A 21,229-nucleotide genomic window follows, 5' to 3' on the forward strand; every position below is an offset into this window, starting at 1 on the left:
CAACGGGCATGGCAGGCTCAACACTTCATCATCGCCATGGCTCTGCTGCTCGGACCGCTTCTTCTGGCGCAGATCCTCTTCGGCTAGAGGGTGGCCGTGCTGCCCCGGATCGTGAGCTCGGGGTCGATGAACTTGACCACCGAGGCCGCGTAGTCCGGATCCGCGATTCTGCGGATCAGATGCTGCACAGCCTCGCGGGCGAGGCCATCGGGCGACGTCTCGACGGCAGTGAAGGGCAGCTGAAAGCTGCGCCCGAACTCTCGGGGAAACAGGCTCACGACCGACAGATCTTCGGGCACTCGCGTTCCGCGTCGCGCGAGCACGCGTGGCAGTGCGGCGATGGATGCGTCGTTGTGCACGATCATGGCCGTCGCGGTCGTTCGGTGGTCGAGCATCTCGTCGAGGCTGCGATCGATGGCAGGCTGCTGCGATTCTCCGTAGTAGCTGGAGAGCGTCATGTTGTACCGGGCGGCGCGTTCCATGGCAGCGTCGCGGAACCTCCAGGCATAGGCTCCGCCTCGTTCGAAGACGTGGCGGGGCGGCGTCAGCAGGACCACTTCGCTGTGACCGAGTTCGTGCAGATGGTCGATCAGCAGTCGTGCCGCCTCGCCGAAGTCGAGGTCGAAGACGTCGAGGCCATCGATGTCGCGGGGCAGCCCGATCAGCGCTCCTGGCTGGCGAGCGCCGCGGAGTGCTTCGAGCCGCGGATCATCGTGGGTGACGTCGAGCAGAAGTACCCCGTCGACCATGTTCGACGAGGTGATGCGCCGCACGGCGCCCGGCCCGTCGGAGTCGGTCACCATCAGCAGGTCGTAGCCCTCTTCGCGAGCAGCCTCGGAGATGGCGTAGATGTACTGCAGCATTGCCGGGGGGAACTCGTCGTCGTGGAACTGCAGGAAGAGGGCCAGCACCATCGTCTGCGAGGTGGCCAGCGCACGAGCGCCGGCGTTGATGGTGAAACCGAGTTCCGCAATGGCCGCTTGGATGCGCTCATTCGTCTCGCCCGAGATCGGACGCTTGCCTGACAGCGCGTACGACACGGTGCTGCGCGAGACGCCCGCTACACGGGCGACATCTCCGATGGTGGCCACGATTCTCCTCAGATGTTCGTCGAACCGATTCGATGACTTATCGGCTTCCGGATGCGATATCCGCACCTTCATTGTCGTCGAACCCGAGCCTTCTTCAGCGAAAAATGCTCTACGCCACGCCAAGGAAGCCTTGCGCCGCCCCAAAACAGCCCTATACACTCATCGAACCGGTTCGATGAACGTCGAACACCCGAAAGCAACGGCGCTGACACGTGAAGGACTCGCTCGAGAGCGGATCTTCCGGGACACCCCTCAGGCGCCGCCACCGACACCGATGAGAGGTTTCCCCCGTGGCCCCGATCGCATTCCCTCAACGCCGACACCGGCGTTCTCCACTCCTGGCGGGTGGCGTCGTCACGGCGCTCGCTCTCGCCTGCCTCGTCAGTTCGCCGGCAGCGGCGTTGCAGCCGGCGGCCCTTCAACCGAGGGCGGCGCTGCCCACGGCGGCCCCCATCCCCGACGACGCCCTGATCCTCGACTACGACTTCGAGCAGAAGAACGTCACCGACTCCACGGTCGTCGACCAGTCGGCCCGGGGGCTCGACGGAACCATCGCCAACTTCTCTGCAGAGTCGCTCGTCGAGGGGCGCTCGCCGGGAACGACCGGCATCGACCTCACGGGCGGCCCCGCCGATTCGACGACGGCGCCCTTCGTCACGGTTCCGAAGGGTCTGTTCACAGACCTGGACGCCGTGACGATCTCCGCGTGGACGAAATGGTCGGGCTACGACGGCGGCTTCCAGTGGCTCTACGGCCTCGGAGCCAGCCAAGACAACTCCGTGTTCTTCACTCCCAAATTCCGAGACGGCAACAACACCACCGTCTCGGCGGTCAAGCCGACCTCGACCGGAGGCCAGGCGAACGCCGCCTCCAGCTCGGTGATGGCGAAGGACACGTGGGTCAACGTCTCGACCGTGCTCGACGGGTCGACGATCGTGTCGTATCTGAACGGCCTCGAGGTCGCGCGGGCAGATGCCTCGCTCGATATCGGCGCGACGCTGAGCCCGGATTCGGCGAAGAACAGCGGCTTCATCGGACGCGCGCTCTGGAACGTGCACCCCTATTACGACGGCGTCGTCGACGACTTCACGGTGTACAACCGAGCCCTCGACGCCGAGCAGGTCGCCTCTCTGGCCGGCCCGGCTGTGCCCACCGTCACCTCGGTGACCCAGCTGACGGTCGACACGACTACCCCCGTCGGCGAGGCTCCCGCGCTCCCCGGGGTGCAGGCGCTCTACTCCGACGGAGTCGAACGTGTCGCCCCGGTGACCTGGGACGCTGTGTCCGACCCGACGCTCTACGACACCCGCAAGAAGACGTTCACGGTCACGGGCGTCGTCACAGGCACCGACACCGAGGTCACCGCCACCGTCACCGTCGTCGAAACCGGCGAATTGACCGTCGACCTCGGCGTATCCACCGGTGCGTTCATGGGCGGCGCCTCGGGAACGCTCTACGGCGTCTACGGCCAAGACGTTCCCTCGAACAACCTGCTCGAGGGCATCAAATTGCGCACCGTTGCCACGAAGGCCCAAGACGGCCCACAGCATCCGGGTGCCGACGCGCTCGAGATCGTGAAGCCTCTGGCCGACAGCTCGAACGGCGACGTCTACATCTACATGACCGACATCTACCGAGGATTCCCCTACCAGGTGCCCGGCGACACGGGCGATGAGAAGCTCGCCGACTTCAAGGCCAAGATCGCCACGCAGGTCGATCAGGTGCTGCAGCTGCCCGCCGAGTACCAAGACAACATCGTCTTCGTTCCCTTCAACGAGCCCGAGGGCAACATGTTCGGCAACGGCAGCGAGAGCTTCTATGGCACGAGCTGGCTCGACGACCCTGCCCAGTTCTTCTCGGCCTGGGACGAGGTCTACGCGCTGATCAAGGGCAAGATGCCCGACGCCCGCATCGCCGGACCGAACACGAGCGTTCTGTACGACCAGGTGCGCGGGTTCATGCAGCACACCCTCGATGCGGGCACCGTTCCTGCTGTCATCACCTGGCACGAGCTGAGCGACCCGTCGGCGATCCGCCGCAACGTCGATCGCTACCGCTCCTGGGAGCCGGAGCTCTTCGCCGGCACCGCATACGAGGGCAAGCAGCTGCCGATCAACCTCAACGAGTACGCCTTCAACTACCACACCTCCGTTCCCGGGCAGATGATCCAGTGGATCTCGGCGCTCGAAGACAAGAAGGTGGACGGCGACATCGCGTACTGGAACATCGACGGCAACCTCAGCGACTCGGCCGTTCAGTCCAACCGGGGCAACGGCCAGTGGTGGCTACTCAACTCCTACGGGCAGATGACCGGAGACACCGTGGCGGTGACGCCGCCGTCGCTCGACAGCTACACCGTGCAGGGCGTGGCCACGCTCGACACAGCCAAGAAGCGGGCGCAGGCACTGATTGGAGGCGCCTCCGGCAAGCAGGCCGTGTACTTCGACGACGTTCCGCAAGACGTCTTCGGCTCGAACGTGCACGTTCTCGTCAGAGAGATCCGCTGGACGGGGCAGCTCGGCGATTCGAGCGAACCAAAGGTGGTCAAGGAGTACGACGCCTCTGTGAGCAATGACGCCGTGCGACTCGGCTTCGGTGACGACCTTCCGCAGCTCGACATTGACTCGGCCTACGAGATCGTCATCACCCCGGGCACCGACACGACATCGCCGGCCGTGCCGAGCGAGACGTGGCGCACGAAGTACGAGGCCGAAGACGCAGCCCACACGGGCACCGGATGGACCCGCAACGGACCCGAGGGGACGCCCAGCAACCAGGGTGGTTTCTACACCTCCGGCAACTACAACGTCGGCGGGCTTCGCACGGGTTCCGACGTGAAGCTCGACTTCGCGGTCGAGGCACCGGCCGACGGCGCCTACGACCTCAGCCTGTTCTCGAGCTCGCTGAACACGTACAACCTCAATGCCGATCAGGGACCGGTCAACGTGTTCGTCACGGTAGATGGCGGAGCCGAACAGGAGGTGTTTCTGCCGCTCGGTTACAAGTGGGTGGTCTGGGACCACGCCGATACGACGGTCGACCTGACGAAGGGGGTCCACACGATCTCGGTCTCGGCGAAGAATCTCGATGGCTCACGCGGCACGCAGGGCGACGCGATCCTCGACAAGATCGAGTTGTCGCTGCCGGCGGCCGACCCCGTCTCGCTCTACGAGGCTGAGAACGCCACGCTGTCGGCGGATGCAACCACCGACTACGACCGCGCCGGTGTATCCGGCTCGGGCACGGTGACGCTCGCTGCCGGCGCCAGTTCCACCTTCTGGGTCTACTCCGCCGACGACTCGTATTCGACCCTGTCGTTCGCGACATTCGGAGAAGGTGAGGGCGCGATCGCGGTCAACGGCACGGCCGTGGGCTCGCTCACCGACAGCGCCGACACGACGGTGTTCCTGTCTGGCGGGGTCAACAAGGTGACCGTCACCGGCGCATCCGGAGCCCTGGTGCTCGACCGGCTCGCCGTCTCGAAGCCTGGCGCGAGCGCCGCGAAGGCGGCGGCGAACGGCGAGTATGAGGCCGAAGATGCGACGCTCACCGGGTCTGCCGCGACTCGTGCGCTCTCGTTGGCGTCCGGCGGCGAGGCCGTCGGCACCATCGGCGGAGCCCCCGGCAACGACTCCAGCCTCGAGTTCTCGAAGGTGAATGTCGACGCCGACGGCACGTACGCCCTCACCATCCGGTACTCGAATGAGGAGCAGTCGCCCGCGACGCACTACAACCCCGACCCGCTCGCCCGGTTCGCGACGCTCGACGTCAACGGCACCACGTCGACGGTGGCGTTCCCGCACTCGTTCCACCAGAACAACTTCTGGGAGCTGACGGTGCAGGTGCAGCTGAAGAAGGGTGACAACACGATCTCGTTCAGCTCGGAGGAGAAGCCGAACTTCGATGGCACGACGTTGATCTCGGATCAGTTCCCGGGAGTGCTGCTGCGGTCGCAGTATGCGCCGAACATCGACAGCATCTCGGTGGCTCCGTTCGTTCAGCTCGCCGGCTCCGAGCCGGGGGAGCCGGGGGAGCCGGGTCAGCCCGGTGAGCCTGGTGGACCGGCCGACCCGGGCGCGAACCCGGTTCCCGGCGGCGGTTCTGACGCGGCCGGAACAGGCTCGGCGGGCAACGGGGGAAAGCTTGCGGCGACGGGAGCGGATTGGAGCTTCGTGGGCCTGCTCGCCCTCCTGATGCTGGGGGCCGGCGCCGTGGTGCTCCGCAAGAAGAGAAGGAGCCAGCACTCCTAGAACGACTCGCGGCGTGGTCGTGCTCCTCTTCGGAGCGCGGCCACGCCGCCTTTTCGTGTGCTGGGCGACCGCTCGGTAGGGTCGATGGAGGGCGCGCAGAGAGCGGCCTGCCCGACCGAGGAGCGTGATGACCCAGTTCAGGTGGCGCTACGCCCTCTGGTCCCTGCTGCTGATTCCACTGATTCTGCCTCTGTCGGTGTTTGTCGAGTGGGTCGTCGAGAATTCGTCTCGCAGTGCGGATCCGCCCGACTACCCCCTCTCGGCGCATGTCTTCATCGGCTCCGTCGTCATCGTTCCCCTCGTGATTTTTATGTTCATCTACGAAGCCCGGGCGGCGCGTCGCTTCGCGGCGATACGAGCGCAATTTCCTCGAGCCGTCGTGATGGAGTTCGGTGTCAGCCGTGAACTGCGAGCTGCTCTGCAGCAGCTTCTCGGTCGGCGTCTGGCCGGGCCCGTCGTGGCATCGATGGTCGTCGTCGTGTCCGAAACAGCAATCGGTCTGCACCGCCGTGCCGACCCGACGAAACCCGAGATCGTTCTGCGCTGGAGTTCGATCGGTCGGGTCGCCGTCGTGCGCGAAAGAAGAACGATCGATCTCGTCGTCGAGGTCCTCCGGTCGAGCACATCAGACAGCGACGCTCAATCCGACTCGCTGATCATCAATCTGCCCATGGTGCTCAACCACTCACCGAGTCCGCAGCGTTACGCGGGTCGCCGCGAGGTGCTCGAAGCGGCGCTCGACGGCGTCGCGTCGTGGCGCGAGCACCGCTTCGTGGCCGGAGAGCCACAGGCATGAGCGCCCTTCCTCCCCTGCCGTCGATTCGCAAGCCACCACGCAGGTTGCCCTCATGGCCGGTCTGGGTGCTCTTCGTCGTGATTCTCGTTCCCGGTACGATCGCTCTCGCCCTGCTCGGTGTCAACAAAGACGCCGCGGCGAACGGCCTCGATTTCCAACGCGACGCGGTCGGCCGCAGCGTCGTGCTCACGGGAACCCTGTCGAACGTCGACACCACGTCGGGCCTGCCCAAGACCACCAGCTACTACGAGGTCGCGATTCCGGATGCCGACGGCGGCCCCGACGAGATCGTCACGTTCTCCGGCGGCGAGCAGTGGGGCTTCCCGCCCTCGAAGGACTACCCGGCCGAGCGGTCTTTTCTCGTGGTCACCGACGACCCGCCCCGCGTGGTCAAGCAGGGGGCCGTCGGCAGCGTCGATCCGGTGACCGAACAGACGGTGCGCGAGGCCGAGCGCGCCATGGTTATCGCTCAGACGGTGTGGGTGGTGGGCGTTGTCATCTTCTGGATCTTGGCGGCGGGGCTCCCCGTGCTCGGAACCGTGCTTGCGGTGCTCCGGCATCGCACGCGCAACGGGGTCGTTCCGCGCATCTAGTGCGTCGCGAACTCAGTACTCGCCAAACGCCGGTGCCTGGGCGCGCTGCGTCGTCATGGCCTGAGAATTCAGTTCCGCGCACCAGATCGGGTACACCCGGAAGCCGCGCTTTCCCGGCCGGCGACCGGAGGTGATGCCGAGTCGGGCGAGGTGCTCGCGGGTGAACCTGAAGACCCCGCGTCTGCCCTGCTGTTCCACGAAGACGAGCAGTCCGGAGGAAAGATCGTCGCCGCCGAATGGCATCGTCGTTCCGTCTGAGTCGCGCTGCCAGAACGCGACGAAGGCTCCCGCCTTGGTCGGGGTGTTCCGCGCGGTGCGGATGTGCCACGCCTCGTCGTCGATCTGCGCGACTCCCGACTCGTAGTCGCTGTTCTGCGCCTCCGGGGTCACCGTGACGGTCATCCCCATCTCGGCCGCGTAGCCCTCGAACGCAGTGAATTGCACCCGGCCAAGCTACCCCACCCGCGACGGGGGCCGCGCGCCGCCCGGATCCCGTTCTCGAGGAGGGGGCGGGTCTGTCCTTCGGCCCGGGGCGCCGGCTAGGCCCTTCCAGTGGACTTGTTCGTGTCGGCGAGGTTCGTCGACACCACACGACCTCAGGAGTGATCGACGATGAAAACGACACGTTCCACGAAGTTCTATCTGGCCACCGCCGCGGCCGCTCTCGTGCTCGTCTCGGCGGCCGGCTGCACGGCGACGACCGGCAGCGATGGCACCGACAAGACGAGCGCCCCGGATGCCTCGACGCAGCAGTTGCAGACCAGTCTCGACGGCCTCGTCGAGGCCGGGTTCCCGGCCGCACTGGGCACGGTGACCGAAGCCGACGGCGAGACGGCGAGCATCGCATCCGGGGTCGCCGATCTCGACAGCGGCCGGGCGGCCGAGCCGAACGGCCAGGTGCGCATCGCGAGCAACACGAAGATGTTCACCGCCACGGTGGTGATGCAGTTGGTCGATGAGGGCGAGGTCTCTCTCGACGAGCCCATCGACCGCTACCTGCCCGGCCTGGTGGCGGGTGACGGCATCGATGGCGGGCAGATCTCGGTGCGTCAGCTGCTGCAGCACACGAGCGGACTGCCCGAGTACGTCGTCGACGTGATCGGCCACGAGGGCGGCCTCGCTCGATACTGGTCGCCGCGCGACATCCTCGACATGGCGTTCACCCACCCGGCCGTCTTCGCTCCCGGCGAGCGCTGGGAGTACAGCAACACCAACTACGTGGTGCTTGGACTTCTCATCGAGCGAGTCACCGGCGAGCCGTTGGAGAACCAGACCGACGAGCGCATCGTGCAGCCGCTCGGCCTGACTCAGACGGTGCTTCCGCACGGCGGCGACCGCTCCATCGCGGGCGAGCACCCCCTCGGCTACCACCCCGATCCCGAGACGGGCGAGCTCGTCGACAGCACCGAACTCGACCCCGGAGCGACGTGGGCGGCGGGCGGCATGGTGTCGACTCCTGAGGAACTCAACGTCTTTATGCAGGCGCTGTTCGATGGTGAGCTCACGAGTTCCGAGTCTCTGAAGCAGATGCTCACGACGGTTCCCGCTGAAGACGATGTCTGGCCCGGCTCGGCCTATGGCCTCGGCGTGCAGGCGTATCCGCTCAGCTGCGGGGGAGTCGCCTGGGGTCACGGAGGCGACATCTTCGGCTACGAGACACGCAATGCGGTGAGTGACAGTGGCGAGGCCGTGACGATCGCGGTCACCACGCTGCCCTCGAGCCTGGTCGACCCGACCGACGACGAAGCGCTGACCGACAGCTACCGCAGCGTCTTCCAGGCCATGAACGACGCGCTGTGCGCCGCCTGACCCGCCGACTACCCTGAACAGACGACGGCGCCCGCGCATCCGCTGCCGGCGCCCGTGACCACAGCATCTCGAAGGACACCCAGCCGTGCCGATGTTCATCACCCGAAATGCCAGACCCTTGCTGTCGGCCGCTCTGGTGCTCCTGCTGGTGCCACTGCTGCTCGCGCTGCCGGAGGCCTCGACCTCCGGCACGCTCGCCCTCGGCGTCGCCGCTCTGGTGATCCAGGCTGCGGCGCTTCTCGGCAGCGGGCGGGCTCCCGGCGTGGTTCTGGCCGTGGTCGTCGTGGTCGACAGTGCCCTGATCGTCGCCTCGCCGGGAGACAGCACGGGCGGCCTCGGCGTCGTGCTCGCGGCCTACGGCGCACGGCGTGAACTCAGCCGGGCGCGGGCGGTGGCCTGGCTCGCGCCCCTCGTCGTGGTGAGTGTGGTGGCGACGGTGCTCGCCGGTCCGGATGCCGGGATCGAGACCGCGTGGCTGGTTCCGTTCGGCGTCGCGCGGGCCGTACTGCTGCTGATTACGCCCGCGCTGTTCGCCGAGGCCGCCGTCAGCCGTGCGCAGCTCGTGGAGGCTCTGCGCGAACGGGCCGAGCTCGCGGAGCGCGAGCAGGCCGCGGCGGCTCGGCACGCTGTGCAGCAGCAGCGCACTCAAATGGCGCGCGAGCTGCACGACATCGCCGCCCATCACCTCACCGGCATCATCGTCGGCGCGCAGGCCGCGAACGCGCTCGCCGAACGCGACCGCACTCAGCAGCGCACGTACCTCGACGCGCTGCAGACCGATGCGCGCGCGGCGCTCGATCATCTGCGGCTGACTGTGGGATTGCTGCGGTCTGATGAGTCGGCCGACCCGGCTCCGGCACCCGTCGTCGAGGACCTGCCCCGAATCATCCGGGATGCCGTCGAGCGGGGAATGGCCATCGAGTTTCGAACGACCGGAGAACCGGCAACGATCGGGCCCGTCGCCGGAGTCGTGGTCATCCGGGGTGTTCAGGAGGCGCTGGCGAACGCGCGCAAGCACGCTCCGGATGCGCCGGTCACGGTGACAGAGACCTGGGCTGGCGACCACCTTCGCGTGGTGGTCGAGAACGGTCCGGGGTCGGCCCCATCGTTGGGAGTGCCGCACAGCGGGTACGGGCTGGCGGGCCTGCGCGAACGACTCGCGCTGGTGGGAGGGACCCTCGACGCCGGCCCGACGGCCTCGGGATGGCGAACGACACTCGTGTTGTCGGTCACCGTGCCCGCACCCGCGATCAAGGGAGACAGCGAATGACCACCGTGCTCGTCGTCGACGATCAGCCCATCGTGAGAGCCGGCCTCGCGGTCGTGCTCGACGCCGAGGCCGATCTCACGGTGATCGGCCAAGCGGCCGACGGCGAAGAGGCGGTGCTGTTGGCCGGTGAGCTGCTGCCCGATGTCGTGTGCATGGATGTGCGGATGCCGCGCATGGACGGCATCACGGCAACCCGCCAGATCGTCGCGGCGCACGGCGGGGCCGTGCGCGTGCTCATCCTCACGACCTTCGATGTCGACGAAGACACTTTCGCGGCGCTGGAGGCGGGCGCATCCGGTTTTCTCTTGAAGGGAGCCGACGAGCGCACGATCGCCGCGGCCATCCGTTCGGTCGCCGCGGGCGGAGGCACGCTCGACCAGCGGATCACGCAGAAGGTGCTCGCCGAGTTCGGGCGGCGCCGCTCTGACCCATCGCCGACCCAGGCCGCTCTCGACCTTCTGACCCAGCGAGAAGTCGACGTGCTCGAACTGCTCACCCGCGGGCTCTCCAACGCCGAGATCGCCCAGGCGCTCTTCGTAGAGGTCACGACCGTGAAGTACCACGTGCAGAGCATCCTGTCGAAGACGGGCAGCCGCGACCGGCTGAACGCCGCGCTCTGGGGGCTGCGCCACCACGTGGGCGGGCACGCGGACTGACCTCGCCGCCGCCCGCGCGCTCTAATTCAGGAAGAACAGGCCGGCCGCGTGCGAAGTCGCCCGATTCGAGGCAGTTCTCCTGAATTGTGGCGCGCGCGACGCCGGCCTCCGCTGTTACGACAGCAGTGGCGCGGCGAAGAACGCCAGTTCGTGCTCCGCAGAGCGGGTGAACGCCTCTCGCATCGCCTCGCGACCTCGCTCGTCGGCGCGCGCAGCAGCCTGCGTGACGAACTCGACCGCCGTCTCGGTCACCTCGGCGATGCCGGCGTCGGCGTAGGTCTCGATCCACGATCGATAGGGGTGGGTGTCGTGCGATCGAGGCAGCAGCCGCAGGCCGATGTCCTGATACAGCCAGAAGCACGGCAACAGCGCGGCGATGAGCGTGTCGTACCTGCCCTCGGCGCACCGAGCGAGCAGGTGATTGAGGTACGCACTCGTCGCGTCGTCTGCGACGGTTCCGTCGTACGCCCCGTCGGCGAGCCACGACTCGTGCAACTCCAGCTCGGCGGTGATCGACCCCTGCGAGGCCGCGGCCCAGAACGCCTGCTCTGCGACGGTCGGAGCCAGGGCGCTCGCGGTCGCCAGAGCACGTGCGTAGTCGCGCAGATAGAGCGCATCCTGAGCGAGATATCCGCGGAAGGCGTCGTCGCGCAGCGATCCGTCGCCGAGACCCAGCACGAACGGCAGCGCATCGATCTGTTCGCGCACCTCGCGGATGCTCTCCCACCAGTTGGCTCGGATCTCGCCGGGCGTGGGGCAGGTGTCGAGCCCGGCGCGCTGCCACATTCCCGCGAAGTGGTGGATCGGACCGTTGCCGCCGCCGACAGCGAGGTCGCTGCCGCCCCGGATGCTCTCGCTGATCCAGCGCTTGACCTCGCCGACCGCGTGCGCCGGCCGAACAGAGCCGACGAGCCGGGTTGCGAGGCCCGACGATAGGGAGCATCCGGTGCCGTGCGTGTTCGTCGTCTCGATGCGCGAGGCCTCGTAGACGGTCACGAGCAGCTCGTCACCCGTCGCGTCGACCAGGGCGTCGGGTGCGGTGTCGCACTCGAGGTGCCCGCCCTTTGCCAGCACGATCACGCCGAGTCGCGCCGACACCCGCGCGGCCTGATCGAGCGTCTGCTGCCAGCTTGTCGCCTGCGGTTCGTCGGCCAGAATCGCCAGCTCGGGGATGTTCGGGGTGACGACGTGCGCCAGCCGGGCCAGCTCGCGAAGCGCGCCCTCCGCATCGGCCCGCAGCAGTCGGTCTCCGCTGGTCGCGACCATCACGGGGTCGAGCACCACGATCGGCGGCGCCACCCGAACCAGCCACTCGCGCACGGCGGCGATCACGTCGACGTCGGCGAGCATCCCGATCTTCACCGCGTCGAGCTCGACATCGTCGCTCACGGCATCCAGCTGTTCGCGCAGGAACGTCACGGGAGGCACATGCACCGAGCGCACCCCGCGCGTGTTCTGCGCGACGAGGGCCGTGACGACCGCCATGCCGTAGCCGCCGTTCGCCGCGATGCTCTTGAGATCGGCTTGGATCCCGGCACCACCGGTGGGGTCTGTGCCGGCAATGCTCAGCACACGAGGAACGGCGCGGGTCGCAGACGTTCGGGTCGCCAGGGGAGCCGTCTCGGCGCTCATCGGGCGCTCCTCCACTCGCTCGCCAGTTCTCGTGCGGCGTCGCCCGGGCTGGGGGCCGAGCAGATCGCCGACACCACGGCGGCACCGGCCGCTCCCGCACGGCGCAGCGGCGCGATGTCTGCCCGCCCGATACCGCCGATGGCGACGGCCGGCAGGCGAGTGGATGCGGCCAGGGCCGCGAACGCCTCGATCCCCAGAGGCCGGGGCGCGTCGGTCTTCGTCGTGGTCGCGTGCAGCGCCCCGATGCCCACGTAATCGACCGCGCCGGGGTCGTTCTCGGCCTCGAGCAGCTGCGCCGTGGTCGACGCGCTGAGCCCGAGCACGGCATCGGGGCCGATGAGCTCGCGTGCCAGAGCGGGCGGCAGGTCGGACTGCCCGAGATGCATGCCGCTGACCGACGCGCCGAGCCTGCGAGCGGCGAGAAAGACATCCACCCGATCGTTGACGATCACCGCGACCTCGTCGGGCACCGCATCGGCCACCCGGCACACCAGGTCGAGAAACTCGCGGGCCGTGGCGTTCTTCTCGCGCAGCTGCACGACGGTCACGCCGCCCGCGACAGCCTCGCGCACGACCGTGAGTATCGGATGCCCGGCCGCCGTCGCGAGGGCCGTGTCGGTCACGAGATAGAGAGACAGATCGAGCGACGAATCGAGGCTCACGAGATGCTCGCTCGCGCGGCGATGTCGTCGGCGTCGACGGAGGACAGCGCGTCGAGGAAGGCGACGCCGAAGCTTCCCGGGCCGGCCGACTTCTCAGCGGCCAGCTCGGCGGCGACCGTGTAGACGGTAACCGCCGCGACCGTCGCGGCCAGACGGTCGTCGTGGGCCGCCAGGAATGCGGCCATCACGGCGCCTAACGCGCATCCGCCGCCCGTGATGCGGGTGAGCAGCGGGTCGCCGTTGGCGAGGCGCACCACGCGGGTGCCGTCGGTGAGTAGGTCGACGGCACCGGAGACGGCGACGACGCCCGACGTGGTCTCGGCGAGCGAGCGGGCGGCGGGAAGGGCGGCCTCGACCGAGTCGAGGGCGTCGACGCCGCGCCCGCCCTCGCCCATGCCCGAGAGCGCGATGATCTCGGAGGCGTTGCCGCGCACGACCGTGGGGTGCAGATCGCGCAGGCGGTACGCGAGGGGTGTGCGCACCGGAAGCGATCCGATGGCGACCGGATCGAGCACCCAAGGAGTGTCGCCCGCTGCGGCTCCGGCCTGCGCTTCGATCATGGCGCCGCGTTGCTCGGGCGTCGGGGTGCCCAGGTTGATCAGCAGGCCGGACGCGATGGTCGCGAACGGCCCGGCCTCGCCGACTATGTCGACCATTGCGGGCGCGGCCCCGACGGCGAGAAGGGCGTTGGCCGTGAAGTTCACGACCACGCTGTTGGTGATGCAGTGCACGAGCGGGCTGGTCAGCCGCACCTGCTCGAGGGCATCGACGGTGGATTCAATAAATAGTTTTGACGTGCGCATGAGCGCGACATCCCTTCGCTAGTACGAACTAGATCAGGTTCGACGGGTGTGTTCTCAGCCCGGATGGGCACCCCGTGTCACGTAATTGCGGCCAGCCTAGCAAGCGCCGCAGACCGACTGCGTAACTTCTTTTGCCGTTTGGCCGTTCGCGCTAGCGTCGAGCGACGGAAAGAGAAGGGGAGGTCTCGGTGCGAGCGGAATGGGACGAGTCGTACTTCGATGCGCAACCGGAGGACGCGGCCATCTACTGGGTCTGCTTCTGGACCGGCGATGACGTGGAACGCCCTGCCGCGCACGACCCGCAACGTGTTACGGGCGCCGAATCGGTCGAGGAGGTGCTCGCCTGGGTGCACGCGGTGAAGGGGGAGCGGGGCTTCGAGCTCTTCGTGGAGACCGACGGCAAGGTCGAGACACGCGAGTACGGTTGGCAGCCCTATCGCAAGCTCATCCGCTTGGCAGGTGACTTCACCCCGGCCGGAGTCACGGCCACGATTACCGCCACGCGCCCCGACTGACCGCAGTCTTCATCGCGCGACCCGTAGTCGCTACATCGTCGGCGTCGGCCTGTCTTGGAACCAACGGACGAGCTCGCGCACCGCCGCTGTGGTCACGTTCACGTCATTGCTCTCGTCGGCGAGGTCGTCGAAGGCGGCCCGGTAGCCCGGAACCGTGTGTTCGTCGACGCTGGTGAGCTGCTTGAAGCTCATCGTCCAGTCGGCGAACTGGCGGCGCTCGATGGGCTCGCGCAGTAGAACGCGCACGCTGTGGTGCCCGGAATCCTGCGCGATCGTCGCCATGAGCTGGTCGACCTGGGCCTCTGGCCCCTCGAGAACCTGCAGGAATCGGTCGTGCCGTGAGACGAGCATGCCGGTCAGCCCGGCCTGTGAATTGTTCTGCCGACTCACGGTGAGGAGGGCGGCGAGATCGGAATCGGTGAAGGCTGTGGTGGCGGTGCTCGAGTAGACGACAGACAGCACCGGATGACGCGTGGGACTCATTGCTCCAACATTACGCAGACGAATTCGCGCTGGGCAGGAGTTGACTTTTGCTCTCTCTCGGTATGATCGCGAGACCGGGCCTCGGCAAGCGTGCCTGACATCAACGAACGGATGACATGGACGAGCAAGCGCAGCACCAGGAGGACGAGTCACGATCCGTTCTCGAGACCGGCATCGCCGGCCTCGATCACATCACCGGCGGTGGCTTGCCGCGGGGGCGCGTGATCACGATCTTCGGTGCCGCGGGTGCCGGAAAAACCGTGCTCGGGCTGCAGATCCTCGCCCACAGGGTGAGTAAAGGTGAGCGCGCCGTCTTCATCAGCTTCGAGCAGACCGCCGACGGCGTGCTCGAAGACATGGCCGGCTTCTCGTGGGGTGCCAACGGCTTCGCCGAAGACGAGCTGATCGTGCTCGAGACCGGAATGCCGACGGATCTGCATATCTCCGGCCGATTCGACATGCAGGGGCTGATCGCCACGCTGCTCGCCGTGACCGACGCCTCGGGCGCCACGATCGTGATGCTCGACGGACTGAACTCGCTGCTCTCTCTGCTGCTCGAAGAGGCCGACGAGCGGCGTGAGCTTCTGCGTCTGACCGACTGGGTGCGCAACCAGGGCCTCACCGTGCTGATTACGGCGAAGGCGAGTGTCGAGAACGAACGAGCACGCATGCGGGCCGAGATCCTCGACTACCAGACCGACTGCGTGGTGGTGCTCGACCGCCTGCTGACCGGCAATGCCATCTCGCGCACCCTGCAGGTCACCAAATACAGGGGCGCGGCTCACATCGGGCACATCGTTCCGGTGGTCATGACGAACGACGGGGTCGAGCTCGTGATCGCCGGCGGGCTGGCTCCCGGGTCGCTCGCGGCGGGTGCCGCCGCGTCGCGGCCAGACGAGCGGATGCCTACTGGCGTGACAGAGCTCGACCCGCTGCTGGGCGGCGGGTATCTCGTGGGCTCGAGAACGCTGCTCTCGGGCGCTCCGGGAACATCGAAGAGCACCCTCGCAGCCGCGTTCTCCCTTGCTGTCGTGCAGGGCGGTGGCCGGGTTCTCTACGTGAGCTTCGACGAGGTGCGCGCTCAGCTCGAGCTGCACACCGCGAGCGTCGGCTATTCGTTCCGCGAGTCTCTCGAGAGCGGCACTCTGCGCATTCTCGAGGAGTCGGCCGCCGGTGGCACCCCCGAGGAGGCCGCTCTGCGCATCATTCGTGCCGTCGACGAGCTGGGCGCCAACGCGGTGGTCATCGACCCCGTCTCGGCGTTGACCGGCTCCGGGCATCCGTTCGCCGACGAGTCGCTCAGCTACCTTCTGACCAGCCTGAGTCAGCGCGGCATCACGGTGCTGCTTACCTCACTGCTGCACGGCGCGGCCTCGCTCGACGAGGAGGCGACCAAGAGCAACATCTCGACGATCGCAGACAACTGGATCCACCTCACCTACATCGCGAACGGCGGCGAACGGAACCGTGCGCTGACGATCGTCAAGTCGAGGGCGACGGCGCACACAAACCAGGTGCGAGAGCTCGTGATCACCTCGGAGGGGATCGAGCTGCGCCCGGCCTACATCGCCGATGGCGACGTGCTGCTCGGGTCGGCACGTGCCCAGAAAGAAGAACAGGACCGCACCGCCGCCTGGCTGCGCGCCGTGGAGTACGAGCGGGGCGAAGCAGAGATCCTTGCCTCGATGGCGGAGCTGGAGGGCCGCATCTCGGGCCTCGGCAACGAGGTCGATCTACGCCGCCGAGACCTCGATCGGCTGCGCTCGACGAGAGACGGCGCGCTGGAGCGAACCGCCACGGCGCTCGAAGCTCGTGTGGCCGCTCGTCGGTCGGGCAACCTCGCGAATGACGGCGAAGGAGAGCAGGAATGACCGAGACATCGACACCGAGAAGTGCCGAGCTGACCCTGCTCGTGGCAGGAGAATCGTCGGCGACGCGATCGGCGCGAGCCACGCTCGACACGCTCATCGGAGACGGTCTGGCGGAGGCGTCGCACGTGCGCGTGATCGACATCCTCCAGCAGCCCGACTACGCGCTGCGATACCGCGTCTACTTCACGCCCAGCCTCATCGTCGAGACCCCGACCGCCACGACCACGATCGTCGGAGACCTGCACGAACTCGACGAGGTCAGGTCGCTGCTGGCCGCCGCCTGAGAAGTGAGCGTCGGCGCTGATTTTTCGAGTCGGCCGGCACCTGCTTAGCTGGTCGGATGCGTGACCAGCTTCCTGTCGTCGAGTTCGCCTTCCCCGGCCCCCTCCGCGATCGCCTCGTCGATGCCATTCGATCCGGAGCCAAGACGGCGACCAGCTCGCTGCTGCGCGAATACGAGGTCGGTGAAGAAGCGCTACCCCTCGTGGGCGACGTGGGCGCGGTCGTCGACTCGAGCGGAGAACGGGTGGCCGTGATCGAGACGACCGCCGTGCGCGTGGTAGCTCTCGAGGACGTGTCGTTGGAGCATGCCATCGCCGAGGGCGAGGGCTACGAGTCGGTCGCCGACTGGCGCGCCGGGCACACCCGTTTCTGGACCTCGGCGGCCATGCGCGCCGAACTCGGAGACGGCTTCGAGCTCACCGACTCGTCGCTCGTCGTGCTCGAGCAGTTCGCTCTGGTGGAGCGCTGAGTCGAGCGCTGAAGAGAGGCCTGAATCGCCTGATCAGCCCTGGCCGCTGACGCTGTTCGCCTTGATCGTCAGGATCACACGCTGCTGGTCGCGCCCGCCGTACCAGGGGTAGGGCTGACCCGTGTACTTCTGCGACAGGGCCTCAATGCTCTCGACTCCGCCGTCGGTGGTCATCGAGATCACCTCGCCGCGCACCTGGATGTACCGGAACGGGTTCTCGGGGTCTTGGATGGCCACCGCGACGCGCGGGTCGCGCTCGACGTTGCGTACCTTCACGTAACCGGCCACCGTGTTGATGATCACGTGCTCGCCATCGGTGTCGACCCAGGTCTCGGTGACCTGTGGAGAGCCGTCGGCCATGATCGTGGAGAGAAAGCAGGGGCTCGGCTTGCGCAGCAGATCGAGCAGAGAGTCGGGCAACGTCATGGGGGTCTCCTCCGCGGTTGGGCTGCACTCATTGCACCACGTTTGCTGTGCCCACGGCCCATTCGCAGCTTGCCGGTGGGCCGGATGCCTACTCTTGGTCGCGACCGCACGACGGCGTCGGTGACCGGCGGTCCGCTCGAGCGAGTGTTCGTCGGGCCGCACCCGCGAACAACCGAATGGACCGTATGCCCTCCGTGAAGCACGCCGCCCCGATCCCCGGGGCGCACTCGTACATTCTCCGGGCCGACCCGCGTCCCCGTCGCACACTGATCGTCGCGATCGTCGCCGTCCTGGTGCTCACCCTGCTCGGGTTCCTGCTGCGCTCCCATGCCATCGATCAAGAGCTGTCGCAGGCGTTCAACGACGCTCACGTCGGAGCCCTCGGGGTCTTCACCTCGGCGGTCTACGTGGCGATCGGACCGGGACCGGCGATTGTCGGAACCGCGCTCATCGCCGTGGTGATCGGCTTCGCTGGCGGCAATTGGCGCAGGGCCGCGGCCTTCGCCGGCGTCGTCGCGCTCACCTGGGTGCCCTCCGATCTGGTGAAGATCCTCGTCGATCGGCCTCGCCCGGATGCGCAGCTCCTCGCTCACCCGACTCTTCCTGCGCCGGTCGACGCCTCGTACCCGAGCGGGCACACCGTGTTCATGGTGGCGTTCGTGATCGCCGCGCTCTACTTGCTCGCCGGCACCCGCTGGTTCCGCACCGGCGTGGTCGTGGGCAGCGTGCTCGTCGCGGTCGTCGTTCTCTCCGTGGTCATCGACGGCCTGCACTACCCCACGGATGCACTGGCGTCGGTGGCCTGGGCTGTGCTCGTGGCGCCGGCTGCACGTCTCGTGTGGGTCGACTGGCTTCTCGCCCGGTTCTGGCCCGGCAGGCGGTAGAACTGTGCATGAGCAGAAAGGCGAATGATGAGTGACATCGACAACGTCGCAACGGGTGTGCACCTCGTGCGCGGACCGTCGGTCAACTGGGTCGTGATCGAGGGCTCTCTCGGTCCGATCCTGATCGACACCGGATACCCGGGCGATCGCCAGGCGGTCGTCGACGCTCTACGAGAGCTCGGCTACGGGGTCGAGGAGGTGCGCGCCATTCTGCTCACGCACGGCCACGGAGACCACATCGGCAACGTCACGTTCGTCTCACGCCTCTCGGGCTGCCCGGTCTACGCGGCGCGAGACGAGATCCCCAACATCCAGCGCGAGGTCATCGAACAGGTCGGCCTCGCCGACGTGCAACCGCATCTAGACAGGCCTGGAGTATCGGAGTGGCTCACTCACGCCGTCGAAGCGGGAGGACTCGAGGTCGAGGCCCCGCAGGGGGTCATCGCGGTCGACGACCTCGACGATCTCAGCGTGGTGGGAGTGTCGATCGAAGCCGTACCGCTCCCCGGCCATACGCGCGGGCATCTGGGCTTCCTCCTCCCCGAACACGGCGTTCTCGTCACCGGCGACGCTCTCATCACCGGGCACCCGACGAGCGAGCAGGCGGGGCCGCAGCTGCTGCCCGAGATGTTCCACGGCGACGTGAACCGGGCGCGCGCGACACTCGAACTGCTCGAGAGGATTCCGTCATCCGTGGTACTGCCCGGGCACGGCCCGGCCTTCCACGGCTCTCCGGCCGAGGCGGCGCGGCAGGCGATCGAGTACGGCAGCGCCTTCTGATCGAAGGGGCGAGAATCGCCGCGGAGGGGACCGCCGTTAGGCATCCACCCCACGCGCGAGACGCAGCGCCAAAGCGGTGCGGTCGGGTTCGTCGAGCTTGCGCAGCAGCGCTGACACCGTGTTCTTCACCGTTCCGTGCGCCAGGTGCAGCCGCGCGGCGATCTCGGCATTCGGCATTCCGCGGGCCACGAGGTCGGCGACGGCGCGTTCGGCGTCGGTGAGAACCGGATGCCGGTCGGTCGGCTGGGCGGGAGAGAGTGCGGCTCGGGCGACGCGGGGGTCGAGAACGAGGCCGCCGGCCAGAACCTGGCGGATCGCGCCCGTGAGCGCATCCGTCGAGATGTCTTTGAGCAGAAAGCCGGCGGCGCCGGCGTCGAGCAGCTCGCGCACCAGGCGCGCGTCGTCGAAGGTCGTGAGCACGAGCACGGGCAGACCCGGATGCGACGCGGCGCACTGCTTCACCAGTCCGAGCCCGTCGAGCACGGGCATGCGGGCGTCGGCGAGCACCACGTCGGGGGCCAGCTCGGGGATCAGTGCGAGGGCGCGCGTGCCGTTCTCGGCCTCGCCCACCACGTCGATAGACGGATCGGTCTCGAGGATCATGCGCAGGCCTCGCCGCAACAGCTCCTGATCGTCGACGATCAGCACCCGGATGGCGCTCACGTGGCGTAGCCCGCGACGGCGGCGCGCGCCGCGGCGCCTGTCTCGCTGCCCACCGTCGCGCGCGCTGGGAGTTGCCGGGCATCGACCGATGTATCCGCCGGCGCGGGCAGGGCGAGCGACAGGCGGAAGCCGGACGGAGTGGGCGTGGCGTCGAGCGTTCCGCCGAGGGCCTCGGCTCGGGCGCTCAGGGAACGGAGGCCGAAGCCCTGAGTGAACGAGGTAGCCGACGCGCTCGACGCGCCCCCGCGATCCTCGAGCACGGCGTTCACGCCGCCGTCGCTCAGCTCGTCGCTGCCGCCGGAACCGACGACCACGCGCAGCTCCGCCTCGCTCGCGTTCGAGTGCCGCACCACGTTGGTCAGCCCCTCTTGCACGAAGCGCAGCAGCAGCAGCGAGCGCTCGTGACTCAGGGCCGAGTCGTCGCCCTCGATCGTCACGCGGATGTCGATGCCCGTGCCCCTGAACGCCTCGGCCACGGCGCGGAATGCCTCCGCGTTGCCCAGCGTGCTGAGCTCGACCGGGTGCATCGCGCGCACGAGCCGGCGCATCGCATCCAGAGACTCGCTGACCAGCTCGCGGGCGCGACGCAGCTCGTCGCGCCCGGCATCCGAGTCGTCGACGCGAGCGGCGTAGTCGAGCGAGAGGCCGATGGCGGTGAGGCGGTGGCCGAGGCCGTCGTGCAGCTCGCGCGCGGTGCGTTCGCGCTCCTCGGCGAGAACCAGGTCGCGGTCGGTGTCGAGGCGCCCCCGCAGCTCGGCGTTGGCCGCATCCAGCTGCTCGAGTGCACCGCGCAGGGCCTCGCCCACGCTGAAGCTGTCTCGCAAGATGACCGCGACCGCGGCAGCGATGCCGGTGAAAAACGCGGCGCCGATCGCTTCGGCCACCAGGAGTTCGATCGAGCTGCCGGACGAGAGATGCAGTGCCACGGACAACGTCACCAGTGCCGCGGCGTAGCCCCACACGACGGCGCCCCTCGCGAAGGTGACGCCGAGCATAAGACAGGCCGCCCAGATTATGCCGTAATAGAGAACGCCGTTGCCGAGCATCAGGGTCGCCGTGGCGACGATCACGAAGGCGATCGCAGCGGTGCGTGACCTCTGCCCGGAGCGGCGCCACAGCACCCAGATCACAATGGCGGCGATCAGCAGCAGCACGACCGACATCGTGGCCTCGCCGGGCCTGCTGTCGAAGGAGTCGAGCACCATGAGCGCCGGCCCGCCCAACCCGATGGCCGCGGCGAGGTCGAGCAGCAGGGCGCGGCGGGTCGGAATGCTGGGCATACCCTCGAGCGTAT

Annotated in this window: 21 protein-coding genes and 1 riboswitch; of the genes, 12 read left to right on the top strand and 9 right to left on the bottom strand. The window is 67.9% G+C overall.

Annotation, left to right across the window (positions count from 1 at the left end):
• Nucleotides 1-83 precede the first annotated feature (83 nt).
• The gene (locus ASF79_RS15460) at nucleotides 84-1,091 is read right to left on the bottom strand and encodes a LacI family DNA-binding transcriptional regulator (RefSeq protein WP_055856612.1); all 1,008 of its coding nucleotides are present in this window, start codon (nucleotides 1,089-1,091) and stop codon (nucleotides 84-86) included.
• Nucleotides 1,092-1,381: 290 nt separating this feature from the next.
• Here ASF79_RS15460 and ASF79_RS15465 point away from each other — a divergent pair, with 290 nt between their 5' ends.
• From ASF79_RS15465 to ASF79_RS15475, 3 genes are all read left to right on the top strand, one after another.
• The gene (locus tag ASF79_RS15465; RefSeq protein WP_156366291.1) at nucleotides 1,382-5,341 is read left to right on the top strand and encodes a LamG-like jellyroll fold domain-containing protein; all 3,960 of its coding nucleotides are present in this window, start codon (nucleotides 1,382-1,384) and stop codon (nucleotides 5,339-5,341) included.
• A 127-nt stretch (nucleotides 5,342-5,468) separates the two neighbouring features.
• The gene (locus ASF79_RS15470) at nucleotides 5,469-6,137 is read left to right on the top strand and encodes a hypothetical protein (RefSeq protein ID WP_055856615.1); all 669 of its coding nucleotides are present in this window, start codon (nucleotides 5,469-5,471) and stop codon (nucleotides 6,135-6,137) included.
• Nucleotides 6,134-6,730: a hypothetical protein gene (locus tag ASF79_RS15475; protein WP_156366292.1), complete on the top strand. Its 597-nt coding sequence runs from the start codon at nucleotides 6,134-6,136 to the stop codon at nucleotides 6,728-6,730. Before ASF79_RS15470 ends, ASF79_RS15475 begins: the two co-directional genes overlap by 4 nt.
• A gap of 12 nt (nucleotides 6,731-6,742) precedes the next feature.
• Here ASF79_RS15475 and ASF79_RS15480 read toward each other — a convergent pair whose 3' ends face one another.
• On the bottom strand, nucleotides 6,743-7,174 hold the full coding sequence (locus ASF79_RS15480; RefSeq protein WP_055856620.1) for a MepB family protein: 432 nt from the start codon (nucleotides 7,172-7,174) through the stop codon (nucleotides 6,743-6,745).
• A 168-nt stretch (nucleotides 7,175-7,342) separates the two neighbouring features.
• On the opposite strand from ASF79_RS15480, the gene ASF79_RS15485 reads away from it, so the two are divergent.
• The 3 genes from ASF79_RS15485 to ASF79_RS15495 all read left to right on the top strand — a co-directional run bounded on the left by ASF79_RS15485 (nucleotide 7,343) and on the right by ASF79_RS15495 (nucleotide 10,465).
• Complete coding sequence (locus tag ASF79_RS15485) at nucleotides 7,343-8,539, top strand: serine hydrolase domain-containing protein (RefSeq protein WP_055856624.1); 1,197 nt, start codon at nucleotides 7,343-7,345, stop codon at nucleotides 8,537-8,539.
• A gap of 91 nt (nucleotides 8,540-8,630) precedes the next feature.
• On the top strand, nucleotides 8,631-9,809 hold the full coding sequence (locus ASF79_RS15490) for a sensor histidine kinase (RefSeq protein ID WP_055856627.1): 1,179 nt from the start codon (nucleotides 8,631-8,633) through the stop codon (nucleotides 9,807-9,809).
• The gene (locus tag ASF79_RS15495; RefSeq protein WP_055856630.1) at nucleotides 9,806-10,465 is read left to right on the top strand and encodes a response regulator; all 660 of its coding nucleotides are present in this window, start codon (nucleotides 9,806-9,808) and stop codon (nucleotides 10,463-10,465) included. Before ASF79_RS15490 ends, ASF79_RS15495 begins: the two co-directional genes overlap by 4 nt.
• A gap of 114 nt (nucleotides 10,466-10,579) precedes the next feature.
• Here ASF79_RS15495 and ASF79_RS15500 read toward each other — a convergent pair whose 3' ends face one another.
• From ASF79_RS15500 to thiM, 3 genes are all read right to left on the bottom strand, one after another.
• Entirely contained in the window at nucleotides 10,580-12,097 is a 1,518-nt protein-coding gene (locus ASF79_RS15500; protein ID WP_055857264.1) for a bifunctional hydroxymethylpyrimidine kinase/phosphomethylpyrimidine kinase, read from the bottom strand.
• Nucleotides 12,094-12,759 (bottom strand): thiamine phosphate synthase, encoded by a 666-nt coding sequence (thiE, locus tag ASF79_RS17575; protein ID WP_055856633.1) that lies wholly within the window; start codon nucleotides 12,757-12,759, stop codon nucleotides 12,094-12,096. The genes ASF79_RS15500 and thiE overlap by 4 nt, the downstream gene beginning before the upstream one ends.
• Complete coding sequence (gene thiM, locus ASF79_RS15510) at nucleotides 12,756-13,562, bottom strand: hydroxyethylthiazole kinase (protein WP_055856636.1); 807 nt, start codon at nucleotides 13,560-13,562, stop codon at nucleotides 12,756-12,758. The genes thiE and thiM overlap by 4 nt, the downstream gene beginning before the upstream one ends.
• A riboswitch (TPP riboswitch) is annotated at nucleotides 13,556-13,647 on the bottom strand. Its footprint overlaps the gene before it by 7 nt.
• A 103-nt stretch (nucleotides 13,648-13,750) precedes the next feature.
• Between thiM and ASF79_RS15515 the strand changes: the two genes are divergently transcribed.
• A complete protein-coding gene (locus tag ASF79_RS15515; RefSeq protein ID WP_055782581.1) occupies nucleotides 13,751-14,077 on the top strand; it encodes a hypothetical protein in 327 nt (108 codons plus the stop codon).
• 30 nt (nucleotides 14,078-14,107) lie between these two features.
• On the opposite strand, the gene ASF79_RS15520 is transcribed toward ASF79_RS15515, so the two are convergent.
• Nucleotides 14,108-14,560 carry a BLUF domain-containing protein gene (locus tag ASF79_RS15520; protein ID WP_055856639.1) on the bottom strand — a complete coding sequence of 151 codons (453 nt, stop codon included), beginning with the start codon at nucleotides 14,558-14,560 and terminating at the stop codon, nucleotides 14,108-14,110.
• 116 nt (nucleotides 14,561-14,676) lie between these two features.
• On the opposite strand from ASF79_RS15520, the gene ASF79_RS15525 reads away from it, so the two are divergent.
• Genes ASF79_RS15525 through ASF79_RS15535 form a run of 3 tightly spaced genes read left to right on the top strand, consistent with a single transcriptional unit; the run spans nucleotide 14,677 to nucleotide 17,182 of the window.
• A complete protein-coding gene (locus tag ASF79_RS15525) occupies nucleotides 14,677-16,431 on the top strand; it encodes an ATPase domain-containing protein (RefSeq protein ID WP_055856643.1) in 1,755 nt (584 codons plus the stop codon).
• Nucleotides 16,428-16,715, top strand: a complete 288-nt coding sequence (locus ASF79_RS15530) for a circadian clock KaiB family protein (protein ID WP_055856646.1) — start codon at nucleotides 16,428-16,430, stop codon at nucleotides 16,713-16,715. The genes ASF79_RS15525 and ASF79_RS15530 overlap by 4 nt, the downstream gene beginning before the upstream one ends.
• Before the next feature lie 56 nt (nucleotides 16,716-16,771).
• Nucleotides 16,772-17,182 (top strand): ASCH domain-containing protein, encoded by a 411-nt coding sequence (locus tag ASF79_RS15535; protein ID WP_055856650.1) that lies wholly within the window; start codon nucleotides 16,772-16,774, stop codon nucleotides 17,180-17,182.
• Between the two features lie 33 nt (nucleotides 17,183-17,215).
• Here the strand turns inward: ASF79_RS15535 and ASF79_RS15540 are convergent, their stop codons facing one another.
• Nucleotides 17,216-17,608, bottom strand: a complete 393-nt coding sequence (locus ASF79_RS15540) for a PPOX class F420-dependent oxidoreductase (protein ID WP_055782568.1) — start codon at nucleotides 17,606-17,608, stop codon at nucleotides 17,216-17,218.
• A gap of 185 nt (nucleotides 17,609-17,793) precedes the next feature.
• On the opposite strand from ASF79_RS15540, the gene ASF79_RS15545 reads away from it, so the two are divergent.
• Nucleotides 17,794-18,492: a phosphatase PAP2 family protein gene (locus ASF79_RS15545; protein ID WP_055856652.1), complete on the top strand. Its 699-nt coding sequence runs from the start codon at nucleotides 17,794-17,796 to the stop codon at nucleotides 18,490-18,492.
• A 27-nt stretch (nucleotides 18,493-18,519) separates the two neighbouring features.
• Nucleotides 18,520-19,272 (top strand): MBL fold metallo-hydrolase, encoded by a 753-nt coding sequence (locus tag ASF79_RS15550; protein ID WP_162239096.1) that lies wholly within the window; start codon nucleotides 18,520-18,522, stop codon nucleotides 19,270-19,272.
• Nucleotides 19,273-19,308: 36 nt separating this feature from the next.
• Here ASF79_RS15550 and ASF79_RS15555 read toward each other — a convergent pair whose 3' ends face one another.
• Together ASF79_RS15555 and ASF79_RS15560 are read right to left on the bottom strand one after the other, a co-directional pair.
• Nucleotides 19,309-19,935: a response regulator transcription factor gene (locus ASF79_RS15555; protein ID WP_055856657.1), complete on the bottom strand. Its 627-nt coding sequence runs from the start codon at nucleotides 19,933-19,935 to the stop codon at nucleotides 19,309-19,311.
• The gene (locus ASF79_RS15560) at nucleotides 19,932-21,215 is read right to left on the bottom strand and encodes a sensor histidine kinase (RefSeq protein ID WP_055856660.1); all 1,284 of its coding nucleotides are present in this window, start codon (nucleotides 21,213-21,215) and stop codon (nucleotides 19,932-19,934) included. The genes ASF79_RS15555 and ASF79_RS15560 overlap by 4 nt, the downstream gene beginning before the upstream one ends.
• Nucleotides 21,216-21,229 lie beyond the last annotated feature (14 nt).

The sequence above is a fragment of the Agreia sp. Leaf335 genome (assembly GCF_001423605.1).
In the GTDB taxonomy this organism is placed as follows: Bacteria; Actinomycetota; Actinomycetes; order Actinomycetales; family Microbacteriaceae; genus Agreia.